The following is a 20,394-nucleotide window of genomic DNA, read 5'->3' as shown; positions in this document are numbered from 1 at the left end:
ATTTTGAAAAAGAAAAGCTTCTGAAAAATCAGAAGCTTTATTTTATTTTAAAAAAACCTTAGTAGTTTTCTTCTTCTCCTTTCATTTTCTCTGCATTCTCCGCCATAATTACGGCGTCTATCATTTCAGCAATATCTCCGTTCATGTAAGCATCCAGATTATACATTGATTTGTTGATTCTGTGATCCGTTACTCTCCCTTGAGGATAATTGTATGTTTTGATCTTTGCAGAACGGTCTCCTGTAGAAACCATTGTTTTTCTTTGGGCAGCAATATCTCCCTGAACTTCCTGCAATTTGATATCATATAACTTGGCACGAAGCATTTCCATTGCTAATTCACGGTTTGCTAACTGAGAACGCGCCTGCTGGCAAACAACTACCAATCCTGAAGGTTTGTGTGTCAACTGAACTTTCGTTTCAACCTTGTTTACGTTCTGACCTCCTGCACCTCCTGAACGGGAAGTCTGCATTTCGATATCAGCCGGGTTGATTTCTACGTCTACTTCTTCAGCCTCCGGTAAAACAGCTATTGTGATCGCAGAAGTGTGAACTCTACCTTGAGATTCCGTCTCAGGAACACGTTGTACACGGTGAACTCCCGATTCAAACTTCATGATTCCATAAACTCCTTCTCCTTCCACCTTCATGATTAATTCCTTGTATCCTTTTGCGGCCTCATTGGAATCTGTCACTTCATGTCTCCATCCTTTTGCTTTGAAGTACATCGTATACATTCTGTAGATATCTTCTACGAAAATTGCAGCTTCATCACCTCCGGTTCCGGCACGTAATTCTACGATAACGTTTTTGTCGTCTGCCGGATCTTTAGGAATCAGCAATACTTTAAGTTCTTCTTCTAATCCAGGGATTCTTGACTGAGCTTCCAGTTTTTCTTCTTTAGCCAGATCTACAAGGTCTCTGTCTGAGCCATCAGCAATGATTTCATCAGATTCTGCAATAGAATCCAAAGCTCCTTTATATTGATCGTAAACTCTTACAATTTTTCCCAAATCACTATATTCTTTGTTCAAAGAAGAATATCTTTTTTGGTCTGAAATGACATCAGGCTGTATAATAAGGTCTGCAACCTCATTATATCTTTGTTTTATAGCTTCTAATTTTGGAATTAATGATTTAGACATTGTGGAATTTTTGTGGGTGCAAAGATAAGCATTATTAATTCAAAATTAAAGCATAATTTTTTGAGCATTAGGGGTAAAATAGCAAAAAGGAGATTTTACAAATTTGCATATTCATCTTTTATGTCTCTAGTACCCTTTCTAAATTTACAAAGAGCTGAATTCTATTTTTTGTTCGCTGATTAAGCAGATACAGCAGATTTTGAATAAAAAGCTTTGATTTTTAAACTAATATATTCTTCTCTGCGTAATACTTTTAACTTCAAGAGGCTTAAGTCTTCAAAAACTGTTGTGACTTTTGACTTCGTCGAATCTTCGATTTGTGGTTATTTTTTGCTTATAGATCTCACGAATAGCCATTAGAGAGTCTTCTATCAATTAAATATAAAATGATTCCTACTGCGATAATTCCCAATCCTATAAGACTTTCTTTGGGATTATGAATAAAGGTAAAGTAGAGAATATAAAAACTAAACAGCAAAAATACGGTCGGAAAAATATAAAAAGCATTAGACTTAAATATTCTTCGGTTCTCTTTCTTCAGGAAAAATACAGTCGAAATAGCCAAACTTGCAAAGAGCTGAAGAATGAAAGCCGTATACACAAAGATTTCCTTAAAACTTCCTGTTAAAATAATAATGGTAGCAATCACGGCATGAGCAAAAATGGCTCTTACCGGAATTCCTTTTTTATTTACTACTGAAAGTGGCTTCCAAAGATACGTAGTCTTGGCAAAAGCTTGTGTTAATCTTGATCCTACCCATAGATATCCACTAATGGTAGCAATCAACTGTAATGCAATAAAAATGTTGACCACCTTCCCAAAGGTAAGGCCCAACATATTAACTGCTGCCTCACCCATAACATCTTCTTTTCCTGCCAATTGACTTACCGGTGCATGTTTAAGCATAATATAATTGACTAAAAGATAACTTACGGTTACAAAAACAGTCCCTATAATCAAAGATTTCGGAAGATTTTTCTGAACATCTTTAATTTCTCCGGCAATATAGGAAGCTGAGTTCCATCCGGTATAGGAATACGTAACAAAAACCAGCGAAGTAGCAAAGGCGGGAAGCATGATTTCATTCTTCCAGCTGTCACTGAAATTCAAACTATTTCCGATTTCCGGTGATTCTGAAAGACCAACGCCTACAATTACCAAAACAATGATAAAGGCTATTTTAATGAATGTAAAGAAATTGTGAAATCTGCTTGAGGTTTTTAAACTAAAAGATAAAGTAATTGCCACCAGAAAAATAGCGACAATGGCAAAACCATTTCCAAAAGTATAATTGAATACAGAAAGGTATTTGGACATCGCCAGCGCAGCAAGAGCAACGGGTGAAGAAAAACCGATGATTAAAGAAATCCAGCTGATCAGGTATCCAAACAAAGGATGATAAGTTTCTTTAAGATAAATAAAATCTCCTCCGTTTCCTTTAAAATGTGAACCCAATTCGGCATAACAAAAGGCTCCGAATAAAGCAAGAATTCCACCAATAATCCATAACAGGAATATGCTGTAAGTATTAGTGATATCAGACAACTGGAAGCCCAAAGTCGTAAATATCCCTGTTCCAATCATATTGGAGACAACAATAGCAGCAGCTGTTTTCCACCCAATCTTATGTAAAGTAGTACTCATTCCCGGTTAAAAATTAAAATTAAGCCTTCCAAAGAAATAATTCCCCAATGTTCCCATCTGGACCGGGGCATATTTAAATACTCCAAAGTATGAATTTTCATAAATCTGACGATCCGGGAAAACATCAAAAACATTATTGGCTCCTACCGTAAAGTTGATATTTTTAGTAATATCATAACCAACACTGATATCCGTCACCACTTTTGGTGAAAATTTCTGAACGCCTCCAAATGGATAGCCATCTCTTATTACTTTACCAAAGTAGGTATTTCTTACGAGAAAATTGAATTTTCCGATGCCATAGTTCAAGCCTAATGACGCTTTGGTTTTTGGAGACAAAGATTCAATGATATTGATTTGGTCAGGGCCAAAGAATTGATTTTGCGGAGTTCCTAAATTTTCAGGAAAATGGAAATTGGTAATTTTTGTTTCTGTATAATTTCCTGCAAGATTAATGTTTAAATTTCCACCACCCACTAACCAGTCATAGGAAACCACAACATCCACTCCTTTCGTTTCAGTATCAATGGCATTGGCGAAGAATCTCCCACTTTCTACCTTATATTGAGCCAATCTTTGGTCTGTAATATTACTTGTAATCACAATTCTGTCTTTCACCTTGATCCAATATCCATCTATCGTAATCGATAGTTTATTCAAAGGTCTCAATGTAAATCCTGCACTGGCATTTACAGATGTTTCCTGTTTTAATTTATCAAACCCCAGAATCTTAGCCGCTTCACTGTCATTTCTAAAAATTCCTTTCGTTACGATTTTTGAACCTGAGGTAGAAATATCCGCATAAGAATTATTAAAATATTGCTGTTGAAGCGATGGTGCTCTAAAACCTGTTCCAATCGCAGCTCTTACCGCATAGTTTTTAATAAATTCATATCGTACTGCCAATTTACCGTTCAGAGTATTTCCAAAATCTGAATAATTTTCAAACCTTGCGGCAGCATCAATATTCAATTTTTTATCCAAATCATAGGAAACATCGGCATAAACAGCTGTTGAGTGTCTGTCTTTTTTTAATGCATTATTGGGGGAAAAACCGATAAAAGATTGAGAACCTCCTGCTCCGATCACCGTAGCTCCTTCTGTTGCAACATTTCCATTTACATCATATTGGGTATAGGATGCCTCATCTCCCGCTTTGATCTGGTATTGTTCAAATCTGAATTCTCCACCAAATGCAATATTAAATTTATTAAGATTTTTAGAAACATCAAGATTAATGGTGTTTTGCAGAAAACTATGTGCTCCGGCATAAAAACGGGTCGGAGACTTTGCTCCTAACGATGCGTTATTCGTATTGCTTACATTATAATTAAAAGTATTACTTCCAAAGGTATTGCTTAGATCAAACAACCAATTGTTGATATTATATTTTGCCCCGACAGCATATGAAATATCATATACCTGAGAACCTAAGGTAGCCTGAAATCCATTAGGGTAGATGGATGAAACCACATTAAATGTTTCACTTGGAAGCCTTCTGAAGCCATAGCCTTTTCCTTCTTTAATACTAAAACCACCAAAAGAATAAAGCTTTAAGTTATCATTAAGTGGATATTCTGCATTGAAAAACAATTGTCCCTGTCTGATCTGAGCATCTCCAATCTGGAAATTGAAGTAATCACGCGTCAATCCTCTTTCCTTGATTTTTTCATCATCTGCTGCTCTGGCTGCTTCAGGATCACTTGCAAATGCATATGCAAAATTATCTCCGAAAATATCCAGATCATGATTTTGAGTTCTTGTCGTTTTCCCTCTATGACTAAGTTGTAATGATAAATTGATATAACTATCTTTCTTTCCTAAAGACGTACCATAGTTTACTCCAGCCTGGTAAGTATCACCATCATTTCTTCCACTCAGTCCATAAGTCAAACTAGCTGAAGCTCCTGCATTTTTTTTAAGAATAATATTGATAACCCCAGCAATAGCATCTGAACCATACTGTGCGGCTGCACCATCCCTCAGAACTTCAATTCGGTCAATGGCAATAATCGGAATGGTACTCAAATCTGTTCCTACTGAACCATTTCCAACAGTATTTTGATAATTGACCAGGGACGTAGTATGTCTTCTTTTTCCATTCACCAAAACCAAAACCTGGTCGGGTCCCATTCCTCTCAATGTTACGGGATCAATATGTTCTGTTCCGTCAGAAGCAGATTGTCTCACCGCATTCAATGAAGGAATAACATAGCTCAATAAGTCTTGGGCTGTTACTTGAGGTGATGTTTTTTGTATTTTATCAATATTGATGACATCTACGGGAACCGGTGTTTCTAGTTTTGTTCTTTTGACATTGCGGTTTCCGACGATGACAATATCTTCAATCTGTTTTCCTTTTTCTTCTTGTTCCTGAGCTGCTATCCCAATCGTTCCTAGCAATAATACAGCTATGCTTAATTTTTTCATCCTTGTTCTTACCAAATTAAATAATAAATTCCCCGGACCTTTCCGCGGATATATAAGATTTCAAGAAATGGAATTCATATAAGAAATATTGACTTCACTTATCTCCCCCACCGGGTTGGAATTAGCACCTTTACACTTCTGGAATCGTGCAGGTTGCTAAGGTTTCATTGGGCCAAATCCCTCCACCTTTCTTGATAAATCTACTGCAAAAGTAGACTATTTTTTTTAATATGCAAAAAATGACTTTTCAAGGACCAGTCCCAAAAGTTGTGGACTAAGCAAAAAGTTTGGTTAATCTGAAGAAAAAAATGAATTATCTTTTTACTCCTCTAAGCTTTATATTGAAATTTTATTTCAACGCAAAGACAAGATTCAATTCATTATTGATAAGAGAGCTAAGAAAGCGACAAAAGTCGCTGATGAAGCGATGTAGATATGCATACGCTTAGAAAGAATCAATACAATTGATTCAGCCTTTGCTTCCTAAAATACAACACAGGATAATAGAAATCCTTTGCGTTACATTTTAAAATTAAACAGATCTAAATATTCTAAGCTCCACAACTTTTGCTCTTGCTCCCTTTTCAAGGTCGCTTACTATTCAATAAAAAAGACCCATGAAAATTTCATGAGCCTTTCAATAAAAGTAATTGTAATGAACTATATTTTTAATGAAAATCCTATCTGCTAATCTTTGATGATTTTTCTTGAAACTGATTTTCCATTTTTTAATTTTAATTCTATGAAATATACCCCTTTAGGAAATTGATTCATATTAATCTGATTGTTTAAAAATTCCACATTGATTCTTTGCCCTATTGCATTTACAACATTTATCTGCTCAATGGCAGCATCCGATTTAATGGTAAGCATTCCTTTTGTCGGATTGGGATAGATCTCTTCTGCATTCGCCTTTAACCTGATATCTGAAATACCTAAAGTAGAGGTTGTTTTTATACATCGTACTGATGCTCCCTGACCTCTTGGTGCCCCCGATGATGCGTTTGCGGACACAGAACCTATATACAAATATTTTCCACCTGATAATGCCGTATCAGCACTCCAGAAATACCCTCTTTTGCCCACAAAGGTAAAACCTCCGTCTATTGAGCTTCTGTATCCTCCCATTGGCAATCTTAAATTACTTGCTTGTGCCCGATTGGGTTGATTAATATGTTCTACAGATACAATTTCTGCCCAATCTGCCTGTGAAGGCATTTTCCATTCCGTTCCTATGGCTTTGCATGGGTCAATCCCTACCGTTCCTGTTATTTCTCCGGAATTTTTTCCAATCCATTCATCACTGGCAGCATTGATAGACCACCATCCCGGTGAGTCTGCAACAAAAGAAGTAGTATTAGATATCCCTTCCGGTGTATTAATCGATGGAGAAGCTATTAAAGCTGATCCTCTTAATTGGTGTCCATCATCCCATCTTCCCCATTGAAATAAGTCCCCATAAGACTTTTCATCATCTGTTGAAGTGGCCACCCTGGAACTTCCTAAATTTTGTTGAAGCCATACCTTTCCATCAGCAGCCCTTACCGTTGTATAGGTCACCAATTGTCCCTGATAAGTAAAAGAAACGCATCCTATATCTCCTGAATTATTTCCGGGATCCATATTATTACAGTTTTGAGATGTCCCCTGTTGAGCATAGAATATATTTCCAAATATAATGACTCCGACTATTCCGATATTTAATCTTCGTACAACAAAAAATAAATTTTCCAGCATATATTATTATTTTTATTTATTCTAAATTAATTAACTTTGCACAAAAGTACTTCGCTTAATTAATCCCGGGTTATCATTTCCCAACTTTTAGTTATCCGATGTATTTTAAAAATAAAGCAGTATGGAGAAGCAAATGAAGAAAGGAAGATTGTTTGAGTCGGAAGATTTCAAAATTATCATGCCTGATGATTCTGTTTATCCCAGTAATCAAATAGTTTATTTAACTGAAGATCAAGAAACATTCACGCTTCTTTTTTTATTAAGTCATGATATTAACCTAATGACTGAAGATGGTGACATTCGGTTTTTATTTCGAAAAAATCAATATATCCTTTATTATTCTTCGAGAGAAAACAAACTTAAACTATGGTCTGAAAGTCATGAACCGGTAAAGTATTTACAGATTCAGGTTAGCCATCGGTATATTTCTAAACTGATTAATCCGGAGACAAATAAAGAAAATGAAGAAATTATGGAAAAAATGATTCGTAATCAATTTTTATTCCTCCATAAACAAACTCCTCCGTACATGACTGTTGAAATGCACTTGATTCTTAATGAGATCATGACTTATCAACAAAGGGGACTTATTCTAAAGCTATTCATAGAAGCTAAAATTATTAAACTTCTTATCCTTATTTTCGAACAGTTTAAAGAAAAAAAGATAAAAGAACCTAAACCTGAAATACCGGAACTTATCAAAAGATTTATTGATGAAAATTACCATCGGAATATAAAAGCAGAAGAAATCGGAAAATTAATCGGAGTCAACCAGAATAACATTCGAAAAGAATTTAAAATTCAATATCATACTACGATTGCCAATTATATGTTGGAATTAAGAATGTTAAAGGCAAAGAAGCTGATTGTCGATAAGAATATCATGATCAAAGAAATCGCTATTGAATGCGGATATGAGTACATTCAGAATTTTACCCGGGCATTTAAAAAGAAATTCGGAGTGTCTCCGGAAAATTTAAGGAATAACAAATGAAAAACCGCTTAATATTTTAAGCGGTTTTATTATATGTTGTTTTGCTTTGATATTACTTTTTCAGAATTCAGGTGAAAAAGCAATGACAATCAATTAATGATGATGTCCGTGATCGTGGATGAAAGGTCCGTTCCCTTTAGGTTGGCTGTAGATTGTTTCTACACCTTCCTGCTCAGTAATAAGTTTTCTTCTGATATCTTCAGGATCGAAAGGCTTCACTTTTCCGAAGTACTCTTTCAAACCTTCAGTTAGCCACATTGGGATTACTAATCCGAAGAACATAAAAATACACCAGAATCCTACTAAGAACATAGTAATAAAGAATACAGTCCAAAGGAACTGGTAGAACGGCCAAAATGCTGATAAAATCGTTATCATTCTCTTAAAGATTTTAGGCAAAAATAGAACTTTTTTCTTTTTTACACAAAAGATCAGCGTCCTATTTTATTATTTATTTTAATTTTAAACTAATATTTAGATGATGAGAGAATAGATTAATAGCTAATAAACCGTTTACTGATCATCTTTTCGTATATTATCTATCCGTCATTTCTATCTTTTAATGGGCAAGATCTGCGAAGAAATCGTTTCCTTTATCATCAGTAATAATGAATGCCGGGAAGTCTTTTACTTCAATTTTTCTTACTGCTTCCATTCCTAATTCAGGGAAATCTACCACATCTACAGAAACAATATTATCCTTAGCAAGGATTGCAGCAGGTCCTCCGATTGATCCAAGATAGAAACCACCATACTTATTACAAGCATTGGTAACATCTTTACTTCTGTTTCCTTTTGCCAGCATAATCATACTTCCACCATGGCTTTGGAATTCGTCTACATAAACGTCCATTCTTCCGGCTGTTGTAGGTCCGAAACTTCCTGAAGCCATACCTTCCGGAGTTTTTGCAGGTCCTGCATAATAAATCGGATGGTTTTTGAAATATTCCGGCATCGGTTTTCCGCTGTCGATGATTTCTTTGATCTTAGCATGAGCAATATCTCTAGCAACGATTAATGTTCCGTTTAACTTTAATCTTGTTTTGATCGGATATTTTGAAAGTTCTGCTAAGATTTCTGGCATTGGTTTATTCAGATTTACCTCAACTGCTTCTTCCAAATGTGGAGGGGTAGCCGGTAAAAATCTTTTTGGATCTTGCTCCAATTGCTCAAGGAAAATCCCGTCTTTAGTAATTTTTCCTTTAATGTTTCTATCTGCCGAGCAAGAAACTCCCATTCCTACAGGACAAGAAGCAGCGTGTCTTGGAAGTCTGATTACTCTTACATCGTGTGTAAGGTATTTTCCTCCAAATTGAGCTCCGATGGCACTTTCCTGACAGATTTTCTGAACTTTAGCTTCCCACTCAAGATCTCTGAAAGCCTGTCCTGCTTCGTTTCCTTCTGTTGGAAGGTTGTCATAATATTTTGCTGAAGCTTTTTTAACAGCAGCAAGGTTAGCCTCTGCCGAAGTTCCTCCTATTACTAAAGCAAGGTGATATGGCGGACATGCAGCAGTTCCAAGGTCTGAGATTTTTTCTTTGATGAATTCTTCAAGAGATTTTTCGTTCAATAAAGATTTCGTTTTTTGGTATAAGAATGTTTTATTCGCAGAACCACCTCCTTTTGTTAAGAATAGGAATTCATAATAATCTCCTTTTTTAGCATAAATATCAATCTGTGCCGGAAGGTTTGATCCTGAATTCTTTTCGTCAAACATCGTTAACGGAACGACCTGAGAATATCTTAAGTTTCTTTTTTGATAGGTATTATAAATTCCACGGCTTAAAAATTCACCATCATCTACTCCTGTGTATACATTTTCTCCTTTTTTACCCATTACAATTGCCGTTCCTGTATCCTGGCAAGAAGGAAGAGCTCCCTCAACCGCTACAGCAGCGTTTTGCAGTAAGTTATAAGCAACGAATCTATCGTTATCTGTAGCTTCAGGATCATCAATGATTCTTTTAAGGCTTTCCAGGTGGGAAGAACGCAACATGAATGAAACGTCTGCCATAGCTTCTTCAGCCAATAACTCCAATCCCTTCGGGTCAACTGTTAAAATTTCTCTGTCACCCAGTTTTTCAACCTTTACATAATCTGATGTAAGCTTTTTATACACCGTATCATCTTTCTGAATTGGATACGGATCCTGATATCTAAATTCCATTCAATTTTTTGTTTGTACAAAAATACGGCTTCCTTTAAAAAAATATGAGTAAAATCAGTCATTAAAATTGATATTTATAATGATTATAAATTGTGAAATTCTTCGGTTATCAGTAACTTTATAAAAATTTCAATCACAATGAATTACAGAATAGAAAAAGACACCATGGGAGAGGTGCAGGTACCTGCTGATAAATTTTGGGGTGCACAAACGGAACGTTCAAGAAATAATTTTAAAATCGGTCCCGAAGGTTCTATGCCTCATGAAATCATTGAAGCTTTCGCCTATTTGAAAAAAGCAGCCGCCTATGCCAATACAGACCTGGGAGTGCTTCCGGCTGAAAAAAGAGAGATGATTGCCAAAGTCTGTGATGAGATTCTGGAAGGAAAGCTTAATGATCAGTTCCCTTTGGTAATCTGGCAGACAGGATCGGGAACTCAATCGAATATGAATGTGAATGAAGTTATATCAAACAAAGCTCACGTCAATAATGGAGGAACTCTAGGAGAAAAATCTGAAATACATCCCAATGATGATGTTAATAAGTCACAGTCATCTAACGACACCTATCCTACGGCAATGCATATTGCTGCTTATAAAAAAGTAGTGGAAGCAACCATTCCTGCAGTAGAAAAACTAAAGAATACACTTGCCGAAAAATCTGTAACCTTTAAAGATATTGTAAAAATTGGAAGAACCCACCTGATGGATGCCACACCACTCACTCTTGGACAGGAGTTTTCAGGATATGTGGCTCAACTGGAGTTTGGGTTAAGAGCTTTAAAAAATACTCTTCCACATCTTTCTGAACTTGCATTAGGGGGAACAGCTGTAGGAACGGGATTGAATACTCCGAACGGCTATGACGTAAAAGTGGCGGAATATATTGCCAAATTTACAAACCATCCTTTTATTACCGCTGAAAACAAATTTGAAGCTCTGGCAGCTCATGATGCGATTGTTGAAAGTCATGGCGCCTTAAAACAACTCGCTGTTTCTTTATTTAAAATCGCTCAGGATATCAGATTATTGGCTTCCGGTCCACGTTCCGGAATCGGGGAAATCCACATTCCTGAAAATGAGCCCGGCTCTTCTATTATGCCCGGAAAAGTAAATCCTACTCAAAATGAAGCAATGACTATGGTTTGTGCTCAGGTATTAGGAAATGATACTACTATTTCATTTGCGGGAACTCAGGGTAACTACGAGCTGAATGTTTTCAAACCGGTAATGGCTTATAATTTTTTACAATCGGCACAATTAATTGCTGACGCATGTATTTCTTTCAACGATCACTGTGCGGTAGGTATTGAGCCAAATTATGAAAGAATCAAAGAACTCGTTGATAAATCTTTAATGCTTGTCACCGCTTTAAATACTCATATCGGGTACGAAAATGCAGCAAAGATTGCCAAAACAGCTCATAAAAACGGAACCACATTAAAAGAAGAAGCCATCAATCTTGGCCTCCTAACCGCTGAGCAATTTGATGAGTGGGTAAAACCTGAAGATATGGTGGGAAGTTTAAAATAGAACGTACTAATTTTAATTCATAGACTTATTATGAAACTCCGGAGATGCATGCTTATTTCTCCGGAGTTTTTAATTTTACAAGTATTAAAATGCAGGATCAGAAACCTGTTCTGCAAAATATTGCTCAAGGTCTTTCAATGTTTCCGGATTTGTCTGGATATCTTTTACAAGCAATCCTTTATTGACTACTACAATTCTATTACAAACTTCTGTCGTATGGGAAAGATCATGACTGGAGATCAGAAAAGTAACACCCTCCTGCTTTGATAATTCTTTAATTAAGTTTTTAAGTTTAATCTGGGTAGACGGATCCAGGTTGGCAAAAGGCTCATCAAGGATAATAATTTCCGGATTACCAATAATAGCCCCTACAATTCCTACTTTTTTCTGATTTCCTTTTGACAGGTCACGGATATATTTTCCGGATTTTAGAATTTCTCCATTGAAAAAATCATGGAAAGGCTTTAAAAATTCATCTACAGATGCTTTATTCTGGCCTCTCAACTCACCGATGAAATAAAAATATTCTTCAGGGGTAAGATAACCTATCAGAAAGGAATCGTCTACAAATGCCGAAACTTTATTTTTCCATGTTTCGGATTCATTTACTTTAATTCCGTCGATGCTTACTGAACCGGTTGTCGCCTGAATCAGATCCAACATCAAACTGAAAAGAGTTGTTTTCCCTGCTCCGTTGTTCCCTACCAGGCCAAATGTTTCTCCATTGGGGATTTCAAGGTGTTCGATGTTCAGAACTGTTGCAGGTCCGTATGTTTTTGATAAATTATTAATACTGATCATGGCTTAACTTTTATTTTTAAACGCATCAAGCGTACTGTATTTTTCTTTTTTATAATGTTTTACGATAATATCGAAAATCTTCTCTCGGAATAAAAATCCAATCAATCCCAGAACGGCAATGCTAATCACTCCCGCCGTGATTCCAAAAAAATATTTTGTAATGGCAAAAACAGCCATAGGAAGTAACATTTTAGGAATTAACAAAAGCAGAGCCATCGTATTAAAGCTGTTTTTCTGTCCAAATCTCTTTTCTTTTGAATTAAGATCAATCTGCATTTTATTGAATGCTCCAGACCAAAGGGTAAACTGGGAGTTCACCCCGATATTATATAATCCGGCAGCAAAGAATGTAACGTATAGCTCCCATCCAAAGTAAGTATAAATAGCAGCAATAATAACGGAAATTCCGGTCACAATATTCATCAGCCACCATTTTGCTTTTAAATATTCTTTATAGGGAACATTTAATGTCATCATCAACGGATAATAAGAACTATCAAAAGCAGGAACCCTCTGTCCAAACAAAAACTGGAATCCTCCCGTTACAAAAAGCCCCATAAACATTGTCATCGCAGGTGTTTTGTATACCGGGGAGGTAAACATCAGCAACCCGTAAAAAAGAAACATAAAGCTGCCAAATACAATTCCTTTGGTTACTTTATTTCTCCTTAACATTTTAATATCATTATTAATAAAAGTTCCCGTAGCGCCATATTTGTTTAAGAAGGCAATATTTTCAGTTTTACCTACTGTTTTCTTAGCTTCAAGCCCTTGATCAAGATAAAATTCCCGACGTACATATCTGAAACACAATATCCATAATCCTATAAAAAGGGCAACTGCCACCAGAGAAAAATAAGGTTTTTCATAAAAACTATAGAAAATCAACTCAGAATAAGACAGTATAGGAACAATATCATAATATCCCAGTGCTGCTATCGCCAGAAAAGCTACTCCTACAACAAAAGCAACCGTTTCTTTATTATTTGAAAAGATATTGATAAAATTGTTCAGATAAAGCAATGAAGAAACCCCAACAAGCCACATAACACTTCCTAAAATACTATATCCATTGAATAAAGCAATGATGGTAAATGTGAAAAAGAAAATAGAAATCAGCCAGCTAAATGCTGAAAGAAAGGTCTTCGTCAACATATAATTGACTAGGGTATTCTTCTTGATACTCAAGGTCAAGAATGGTTTGATATTCTGCGTAGGAAGTTCCTGCCAAAGATATTTAATGATCAAGTCCATTGCCCAGGCAATGATTAAAAATTTTGACACGACTTTTAAAGGATCCTGATGCATTTCTTCCTGCACATAGAAAAATGCAAGAACGGCTCCGCCCACAAGACAACCCATGAAATAAAGAATTCCAATGAATCGAAAAATTTTCATGGCAAGGTTAATTCCTAATGAAGAACCACGGAAGAAGCTTTTGACTTCCAACCTGAGAAGCTTTAGAAACATATGTTAGTTTTTTATACATTAGTAAAGATAATGTATAAAATGTTACATATTATTATCCAATCAATAATTTTGCCTGCGCCAATGCCGCTTCTGTAGTTTTGCTTTTTACGTTAAATGTATTTTATTCTAACAACTTCTACAAGTTATTGTAAGGACCAATAAAATTAGTCTTCTAGTTCTTTTATTTTCACATTTGCAGCTTCAAAGATTAGCTTTGTTGCGTGCCAAAAATCTTTTCTTTCATTTTTATACTTATCCATTTTAGATAAGCAATCAACAAAATAGGTTTCTTTTTTATTATTTCTAAATATCGTCATAATAGTACTAAAACCATCTATACAGTTAGTTGTTAAAGTATCTTTATTATTGGAAATTATATATAATGATTTGGGGTTAATTTTCAAAACAGAACGATAAATAGCTGTATACTCTTTATTTGAAAGGTTTCGGGTGTAGTGATTTTTTTTGCTATCAACGATTATTTTCATTCTATGCTTTCCAATTTTAATAGGCTCAAGAGTAATATTTATACCACTATTTGCCATTATTGAATTAGAATGACTAAGCTTTATTTTATCAAATTGATTTTGAGAAAAGCAGTAATTGCAAAAAGTGAAATAAATTAAAAATAAAATCTTTCTAAACATGTTATTGTTTTATAAGGATAATTCCTTTTGGTAATGCTTGAGGAATACCTGTATTATAATACTGACAACTTGAAGTGAGTATTTCATTTTGATAAAAATACTCCCAATTTAACTTTGTTTTATTATTATCTGTAAAAATAATTCTAATATTACCTGATGCCCCGCATAAATCATCATCAATATAAATTAATGAGTATTTGTTATCCTTCTTTCTAAATCCAGATCCTTCTATTTTAACTTTATCATCAGGAAGACTAGTATTGTCAAACATAATATTTCCATTGACGTCTACAACTTTAAATTTTCCTATTAAATAATCCCTGTAATATTTAAATACTTCATCATATTTATTAGTGACCTTCTTGAATATAATAAAAATAGTTTTATTGTCCCAACTCCCTTTCCATGTTCCTGTATAGCTGTTGAGTTCATTATTTATGTCTTTGAGATATGCGTTTTCGGGGATATCTGTGAACGTTCTTAGCGGATATGTTTGAGCTGCATAAGACATTGATATACTTAATAGTATAAATAAAAGTATATTTTTCATCTTTTTTCATTTAAGAAAAGATAAATATCCCAGATTCTACCCGGGATATTTATATTATTGCCTTGTTAAGTGTATAACTTTTTCCGTAGGCAACGTAGTCTTAAAATTACTACAATCCTGAGTGACAATATCATAGTCTGGCAAAAATGTAATACTCATCTTATTAGGTGTCTCTGGTTTTATTATTAAGTATGCATATCCATAATCAATACATCCTAGCTTACCACCAAGAAAGTACATTAAATATGCTTTTAAATCTTTCTGAAAATTGAAACCTGTAAATCTGGTTGCTGTGTCAGGTTTATTAAAATTATCGTATTCTACGACACCATTAGCGTTAGTTATTTTTACTCTTCCAATAAGGATATCCTTTTTTTGATTTTCTCCTACATTTTCTTTTTTGATAAAATTAAATTCATAATTTTTACCATCCCTGTTTCCTTTCCAGGTGCCAACATATTTATTCAGGGAGTTATTAATGTCTTTTACATAAGAGGCATTTGGACATGTTTGAGATGGAATGCATTGCGCCATTGTTTCAAGAGATACTGTTTGTCCTATACAGCCTGTAAAAACGGCTAGACATATGATACTTAAAATATTTTTCATAATTTCTATTTTTATAATCCGGCACATCCGGTACTCATTTTATTATTTTCAGGCGTTAGTCGTATTTCATAATTTGTAGTAGTAGAATCGTCCATTTTATAAAGATTCACAGCCCTTACATTCATTTTGTCGTAGATGAATTTTAAGAAAGACAGCTCTAAATCGGAGGAGTCAGCCATATCTTTTAAAAATTGATCACGTAAGTTTTCAACTTGAGCATCTGTAAAAGTTTTGATTTGATATTGATTTCCTGTAAACCGAATCTGGTAGTTCCCTGTACTTGTAACCATTACGGCATACACTTCTGATAAAGGTCTCCCGGCATTCTGTGCATTTTTTAGCATATCCATAAGGTAGGCTACATCAGCAGGGGAAAACATTTTGATTCCTTTTCTTATTATCTCATCTCCGTCAGCATTTGTAGATATATTATCATTAATATGCGTATGAAGATATCCCATTATATCTTTGTTTGCCTGTAAAGCTGCGTTGGGAAGAGATAAGCTGTTTTTATTATCTGCCTGTGTCGCTGCATCTTGATATGTGTATGATCCATTTGTTCTCTGGATATATCCGGTTTCTTTTTTTAATCCTGTATTGTTTTTTAAGGTACTTATATTACTTTGAAAAGAGGCATTTTGTCCCTGCTCTCTTAATAACTTACAATAATCAGCAAGAGTCTGCTCCTCTGGTGTATATGGATAACCACCGTTACCTCCACCGCCTCCACCGGCACTATCACCTCCGCTTCCACTTCCACATGAAGAGTTAAGACTTAAATCTGTACAATCCAAATAAGGCCCGACGGGAGTACAGCGTGTTTCTGTAAAATGATCTATTTGCAAGACCTCACCTGTTATCGTATCTGTCCAGGTTACCGTTTTCGTAATGGTAATACAAGCTGATCTGGACTGGGAGTCTCCCGAATTTTCTTTAAGGGTTCCGGAAAGTTCATTTCTGTCTTTAAACATCAGGATTTCAAAAAACTTTTTGGATTTTTCGTTACGGTCTGTCTTAAAATAAACTCTGTCTCTCTCCCTTTTTACCACAAGTGTGAAATTTACTTTACCGTTCTTGATAACGGGAACTTCCAAAAAGCTTTCTTCCCCCGTCGTTAACGCATAGTTCCATGCCACTTCCCCATGTTTGTTTTTGAAATATACCGGGTCTGCATTAGCATCAAATACCTTTTTGACGTTTTTGATGTATTTTTCGTCTTCTTTCCAGAGACTTTTAGAAGTGTATTCCTTTGTCTGATATGATGCTTCCGATTCAGCTGTTGTTTCATCATGCATACAGGAATATAGAAACAAACTGATCCCAGCCAGCAAAGGCATTATAAGCCTTATATGTTTTTTCATACTATTGTGAATTTTTTGATTGGTCCAAAGTAAATCTTTTTTTCCTATACTGCAATAGTTTTTTTATTCGCCTTTATTAGGTTATATTCGAATAATTTCTACATTTGTAAAAAATGCGTTATGGTAAAGGAAAAGTTAATCAGAAAAAGAAACGAAAAAGCTTTCACCCAAAAAGACTTAGCAGAATATCTTAACATCAGCCAAACCCAATACAGCAGAAAAGAAAAAGGAGAGGTAGAGATTTCTGATGAAGAATGGGAAAGAATTTCAAAATTATTGGAGACAAACGTTGAAGAGATAAGAGAGACTGACCCGAGCAAAAACATTACTAATTATTTTGAAAATACTATTACCAGCAATAATGGAAGCATTAGCGGTAACTATTATTGTAATGTTCCGGAATTTTTACTGGAAAGCCAAAAAGAATTCATCGAAATGTTGAAGAAAGAAATCCAGCAAAAGGATGTAGAGATAGAGATTCTGAAGAAAAGAATTGATGAATTAGGAAAATAACTTAGCATGAAGCTAATCCTCATTCTTTTTGAAGTATGCAAAATTGAGATTCTTCATTCCGCTTTCGCTTCATTCAGAATGATAATCTAAAATATACAGGAGAGCATATATTATTATCCAATCAATAATTTTGCCTGCGCTAAAGCTGCTTCTGTAATCGTACTTCCGGAAAGTAACTGAGCAATTTCATTTAATTTTTCTTCATCGCTCAATGGGATAATGGTAGATTGTGTTCGACCTGAAACATCTTGTTTAATGACTTTGTAGTTATCATTCCCTTTTGCAGCAACTTGCGCTAAATGGGAAATAACGATCAACTGCATGTCTTCGGACATTTCTCTCATCAGATTTCCGATCTCTTCAGCAACCTTTCCTGAAACTCCGGTATCAATTTCATCTAAAATAAGTGTGGGCAGCTCATCACTTTCGGCAATGATTTTCTTTACGGCAAGCATCACCCTCGATCTTTCTCCACCGGAAATAGCCGTTTGGATAGGTTTTAATGGAAAACCTGAGTTCGCCTGAAACAATAGTTGAATATTTTCTTTTCCAAATAGATTAAATTCGGAAGAATCCTGTAAATCAATATCTACTTTTGCTTTTTCAAGACCTAATTTTTTAAGAAGGCCTTCTGCTTTTTTAATAAAGATGGGAACATTCTTCTTTCTGTTTTTGGATAATTTTTCAGCAAGTATTTGAAGCGTTTTTTCTTTTTTCGAAATACTTTCTTCAGTTTCAGCAATCTGAGATTCCAACTCTGATGCTCCTTTCTGATCTCCTGCCAATTGGTTTCTGATCTCGATTAATTCGGTAAGATCTGAAACATTGTGCTTTAGAAATAAAGCATTAATTTTATTGTTAAGTTCTGTAAGCCGAATAAGGTTATCCGGATTAATTTCCACTTTTTCAGCCTCATGTTCAAGCTCAGAAATAATATCCTTCAGCTCAACAAATGAAGTTTCAAGTCTTTCATCTAGTTCTGCAAAACTTGTGGAAACTTCAGCAATTTTAGACAATTTAGTTTTAGCTTCATTAAAGAAGGATAAAATCCCGATTTCTTCCTGATGGAATCTTGATAAGATTTGTCCTACATTCTCAGAAATCATCCCGGCATTTTCCTGGATAGAAAGCTGGTTCTGAATATCTTCATAGTCTACATCGTCCAACTTCAGCTCTTCCAGCTCATTCAGAAGAAATTCTTTATAATCACTTTCTTTATTGGTATCGGAAAGCTGTGTTTTCAGTTTTTTAAGTTGTGTTTTCAAACTTTGAAAATCTGAAAATTCCTGTTGATATTCTTCAATAAGCTGTTTATTTTCAGAAAGTCCGTCGATAATTTTAAACTGATATTCTGAAGTAAAAAGATTGGAAGTTTCAAACTGGGAGTGAATATCAATCAGCTGAGAAGAAAGTTCTTTAAGTACATCCAGAGTTACCGGAACATCATTGATAAATGCCCTTGATTTTCCCGAAGGTAAAATTTCTCTTCTGATAATGGTCTGCAATTCATAATCCAGATCATTTTCAATAAAGAATTTTTTAAATTGGTTATTTAATGCAAATTCGGTTTCTACAACGCTTTTCTCCTCCGCCTTTGCAATGGATTTCACATCTGCTCTTTCACCCAGAATAAGTCTTAAAGCGCCTAAAATAATAGATTTTCCAGCTCCTGTTTCTCCGGTAATTACCTGTAAACCATTTTTTAAAGACACTTCAAGAGTATCAATCAGGGCAAAGTTTTTAATGTAAATTCTCGAAAGCATGGGTCAATGGCTGGTTACTTTAAGTAATGCAAATATAAAATTTTAGACTTCAGTATTCAATAGAAGAAAGAATAAACCCTATGATTTCCATTTATTCCATTTATTGTCAATATTTTTTGGAGAAAGAATAATCATTTCCTGTTTTAGATCGTTTAGAATCAAGCCTCCATTATTTCCAGAGTTAAAAACATTGAAGATTTCGTCACTTTTATTGTCCATAAACAAGTTGAAGAAATAAGATTGCTGGAATGAGTTCTCGTACATTTTAAGCTGCATCAAAGCATCAAACATCACCTTTTTTGCACCTGTCTGATCCTGATTGAATAAATTATCCAATCCTGCTCTATGGTAGGTATAAATCGTAGAACGAAGCTGGCTCCAGTTCGGATTGATAATCTCATTGATTAATATGGTACGGCTACGAGGTTCGTTGATTGTATTCCAACCTTCATAATTCCTGTTTTGAGAATTCTGGGCAATCTGTTGTGCTTTTGAGAACCATTGTGCTCCTCCCATTGACTGGAAACTATCTGCATCATATCCTAAGATCAGGTAAATATAAAAACTGATCACATCTGTAAGATTTTTCCCGGAGAACTGCCTTTCGTTAAAAATAAGATTTTCATTTTCAATATACTCGAAAGCAAATCTTTGATCCTGAAGATTCAGTAAAGGAGATTCATAGGTTGTATTATAAACCGGGCGCACCGCCTGAACCACGATACTACCTTTATACTGGTTTCCGTTTTTTTCAGAAATGACAAGAGCAAATCCACATTTTATTTTTTCAAAATTTTGAAGTTTTTTACCTGTCCAGCTGGTATTATTGATAAAGTCTTTAAGACTTTTTTCCAATGATTTAAATGCCTGCTGGTTACTTCCCCCTATCTGTTGAGCATTTACCTGTACGGTTGCCAGAAGCTCTTGAGAAAAGCTAAGGTTATAGATACAAAACAGAAAAAATAAGGTTATAATTTTTTTCATATGGAGATGCTTATTGTTTTTAAAGGTCATATGTAATCGTGTCATC

At 35.0% G+C, this 20,394-nt stretch carries 17 protein-coding genes and 1 riboswitch; of the genes, 3 read left to right on the top strand and 14 right to left on the bottom strand.

What is annotated here, in order from left to right:
• Positions 1-58: 58 nt before the first annotated feature.
• The 4 genes from prfA to CW752_RS15140 form a co-directional block, all read right to left on the bottom strand.
• Positions 59-1,144 (bottom strand): peptide chain release factor 1, encoded by a 1,086-nt coding sequence (gene prfA, locus CW752_RS15155; RefSeq protein WP_101240540.1) that lies wholly within the window; start codon positions 1,142-1,144, stop codon positions 59-61.
• A gap of 343 nt (positions 1,145-1,487) precedes the next feature.
• Entirely contained in the window at positions 1,488-2,789 is a 1,302-nt protein-coding gene (locus CW752_RS15150) for an APC family permease (protein WP_101240539.1), read from the bottom strand.
• Between the two features lie 6 nt (positions 2,790-2,795).
• Positions 2,796-5,219 carry a TonB-dependent receptor plug domain-containing protein gene (locus CW752_RS15145; protein ID WP_101240538.1) on the bottom strand — a complete coding sequence of 808 codons (2,424 nt, stop codon included), beginning with the start codon at positions 5,217-5,219 and terminating at the stop codon, positions 2,796-2,798.
• 95 nt (positions 5,220-5,314) lie between these two features.
• Positions 5,315-5,420: riboswitch (SAM riboswitch) on the bottom strand.
• 486 nt (positions 5,421-5,906) lie between these two features.
• Positions 5,907-6,956 (bottom strand): T9SS type A sorting domain-containing protein, encoded by a 1,050-nt coding sequence (locus CW752_RS15140; protein WP_101240537.1) that lies wholly within the window; start codon positions 6,954-6,956, stop codon positions 5,907-5,909.
• 121 nt (positions 6,957-7,077) lie between these two features.
• Between CW752_RS15140 and CW752_RS15135 the strand changes: the two genes are divergently transcribed.
• Positions 7,078-7,950 (top strand): helix-turn-helix transcriptional regulator, encoded by an 873-nt coding sequence (locus tag CW752_RS15135; RefSeq protein WP_101240536.1) that lies wholly within the window; start codon positions 7,078-7,080, stop codon positions 7,948-7,950.
• Between the two features lie 93 nt (positions 7,951-8,043).
• Here CW752_RS15135 and CW752_RS15130 read toward each other — a convergent pair whose 3' ends face one another.
• Complete coding sequence (locus tag CW752_RS15130) at positions 8,044-8,328, bottom strand: hypothetical protein (RefSeq protein ID WP_174715423.1); 285 nt, start codon at positions 8,326-8,328, stop codon at positions 8,044-8,046.
• 181 nt (positions 8,329-8,509) lie between these two features.
• The gene (locus CW752_RS15125) at positions 8,510-10,117 is read right to left on the bottom strand and encodes a fumarate hydratase (RefSeq protein ID WP_101240535.1); all 1,608 of its coding nucleotides are present in this window, start codon (positions 10,115-10,117) and stop codon (positions 8,510-8,512) included.
• 138 nt (positions 10,118-10,255) lie between these two features.
• Between CW752_RS15125 and fumC the strand changes: the two genes are divergently transcribed.
• Positions 10,256-11,650 (top strand): class II fumarate hydratase, encoded by a 1,395-nt coding sequence (gene fumC / locus CW752_RS15120; RefSeq protein ID WP_101240534.1) that lies wholly within the window; start codon positions 10,256-10,258, stop codon positions 11,648-11,650.
• Positions 11,651-11,734: 84 nt separating this feature from the next.
• On the opposite strand, the gene CW752_RS15115 is transcribed toward fumC, so the two are convergent.
• From CW752_RS15115 to CW752_RS15090, 6 genes are all read right to left on the bottom strand, one after another.
• On the bottom strand, positions 11,735-12,451 hold the full coding sequence (locus tag CW752_RS15115) for an ABC transporter ATP-binding protein (RefSeq protein WP_101240533.1): 717 nt from the start codon (positions 12,449-12,451) through the stop codon (positions 11,735-11,737).
• 3 nt (positions 12,452-12,454) lie between these two features.
• Complete coding sequence (locus CW752_RS15110) at positions 12,455-13,921, bottom strand: DUF5687 family protein (RefSeq protein WP_101240532.1); 1,467 nt, start codon at positions 13,919-13,921, stop codon at positions 12,455-12,457.
• Between the two features lie 164 nt (positions 13,922-14,085).
• Positions 14,086-14,568, bottom strand: coding sequence for a hypothetical protein (locus CW752_RS15105; protein WP_133121700.1), 483 nt, complete (start codon positions 14,566-14,568; stop codon positions 14,086-14,088).
• A 1-nt stretch (position 14,569) separates the two neighbouring features.
• Complete coding sequence (locus CW752_RS15100) at positions 14,570-15,118, bottom strand: DUF6705 family protein (RefSeq protein WP_101240530.1); 549 nt, start codon at positions 15,116-15,118, stop codon at positions 14,570-14,572.
• A gap of 54 nt (positions 15,119-15,172) precedes the next feature.
• Positions 15,173-15,727 (bottom strand): DUF6705 family protein, encoded by a 555-nt coding sequence (locus CW752_RS15095; protein ID WP_101240529.1) that lies wholly within the window; start codon positions 15,725-15,727, stop codon positions 15,173-15,175.
• Between the two features lie 11 nt (positions 15,728-15,738).
• Positions 15,739-17,088, bottom strand: a complete 1,350-nt coding sequence (locus tag CW752_RS15090) for a hypothetical protein (RefSeq protein ID WP_133121699.1) — start codon at positions 17,086-17,088, stop codon at positions 15,739-15,741.
• Positions 17,089-17,208: 120 nt separating this feature from the next.
• Between CW752_RS15090 and CW752_RS15085 the strand changes: the two genes are divergently transcribed.
• Positions 17,209-17,601, top strand: coding sequence for a helix-turn-helix transcriptional regulator (locus CW752_RS15085; RefSeq protein ID WP_101240527.1), 393 nt, complete (start codon positions 17,209-17,211; stop codon positions 17,599-17,601).
• Between the two features lie 113 nt (positions 17,602-17,714).
• On the opposite strand, the gene CW752_RS15080 is transcribed toward CW752_RS15085, so the two are convergent.
• The gene (locus CW752_RS15080) at positions 17,715-19,364 is read right to left on the bottom strand and encodes a DNA repair protein RecN (protein ID WP_101240526.1); all 1,650 of its coding nucleotides are present in this window, start codon (positions 19,362-19,364) and stop codon (positions 17,715-17,717) included.
• Between the two features lie 78 nt (positions 19,365-19,442).
• Positions 19,443-20,348 (bottom strand): DUF4835 family protein, encoded by a 906-nt coding sequence (locus tag CW752_RS15075; RefSeq protein ID WP_101240525.1) that lies wholly within the window; start codon positions 20,346-20,348, stop codon positions 19,443-19,445.
• Between the last annotated feature and the right edge of the window lie 46 nt (positions 20,349-20,394).

It is taken from the genome of Chryseobacterium sp. PMSZPI, assembly GCF_002835665.1.
In the GTDB taxonomy this organism is placed as follows: Bacteria; Bacteroidota; Bacteroidia; order Flavobacteriales; family Weeksellaceae; genus Chryseobacterium.
Note: the sequence above shows the minus strand (reverse complement) of the source record. Positions and strands in the feature narration are given on the sequence as shown.

Bases quoted from the DNA above. Each gene is read 5' to 3' on its own strand.
- CW752_RS15145 (WP_101240538.1), bottom strand. From the start codon at position 5,219: ATGAAAAAATTAAGCATAGCTGTATTATTGCTAGGAACGATTGGGATA.
- CW752_RS15080 (WP_101240526.1), bottom strand. From the start codon at position 19,364: ATGCTTTCGAGAATTTACATTAAAAACTTTGCCCTGATTGATACTCTT.
- CW752_RS15085 (WP_101240527.1), top strand. From the start codon at position 17,209: ATGGTAAAGGAAAAGTTAATCAGAAAAAGAAACGAAAAAGCTTTCACC.
- CW752_RS15105 (WP_133121700.1), bottom strand. From the start codon at position 14,568: ATGTTTAGAAAGATTTTATTTTTAATTTATTTCACTTTTTGCAATTAC.
- CW752_RS15150 (WP_101240539.1), bottom strand. From the start codon at position 2,789: ATGAGTACTACTTTACATAAGATTGGGTGGAAAACAGCTGCTGCTATT.
- CW752_RS15135 (WP_101240536.1), top strand. From the start codon at position 7,078: ATGGAGAAGCAAATGAAGAAAGGAAGATTGTTTGAGTCGGAAGATTTC.
- fumC (WP_101240534.1), top strand. From the start codon at position 10,256: ATGAATTACAGAATAGAAAAAGACACCATGGGAGAGGTGCAGGTACCT.
- CW752_RS15090 (WP_133121699.1), bottom strand. From the start codon at position 17,088: ATGAAAAAACATATAAGGCTTATAATGCCTTTGCTGGCTGGGATCAGT.
- CW752_RS15140 (WP_101240537.1), bottom strand. From the start codon at position 6,956: ATGCTGGAAAATTTATTTTTTGTTGTACGAAGATTAAATATCGGAATA.
- CW752_RS15125 (WP_101240535.1), bottom strand. From the start codon at position 10,117: ATGGAATTTAGATATCAGGATCCGTATCCAATTCAGAAAGATGATACG.
- CW752_RS15110 (WP_101240532.1), bottom strand. From the start codon at position 13,921: ATGTTTCTAAAGCTTCTCAGGTTGGAAGTCAAAAGCTTCTTCCGTGGT.
- CW752_RS15095 (WP_101240529.1), bottom strand. From the start codon at position 15,727: ATGAAAAATATTTTAAGTATCATATGTCTAGCCGTTTTTACAGGCTGT.
- CW752_RS15100 (WP_101240530.1), bottom strand. From the start codon at position 15,118: ATGAAAAATATACTTTTATTTATACTATTAAGTATATCAATGTCTTAT.
- CW752_RS15115 (WP_101240533.1), bottom strand. From the start codon at position 12,451: ATGATCAGTATTAATAATTTATCAAAAACATACGGACCTGCAACAGTT.
- CW752_RS15130 (WP_174715423.1), bottom strand. From the start codon at position 8,328: ATGATAACGATTTTATCAGCATTTTGGCCGTTCTACCAGTTCCTTTGG.
- CW752_RS15075 (WP_101240525.1), bottom strand. From the start codon at position 20,348: ATGAAAAAAATTATAACCTTATTTTTTCTGTTTTGTATCTATAACCTT.
- prfA (WP_101240540.1), bottom strand. From the start codon at position 1,144: ATGTCTAAATCATTAATTCCAAAATTAGAAGCTATAAAACAAAGATAT.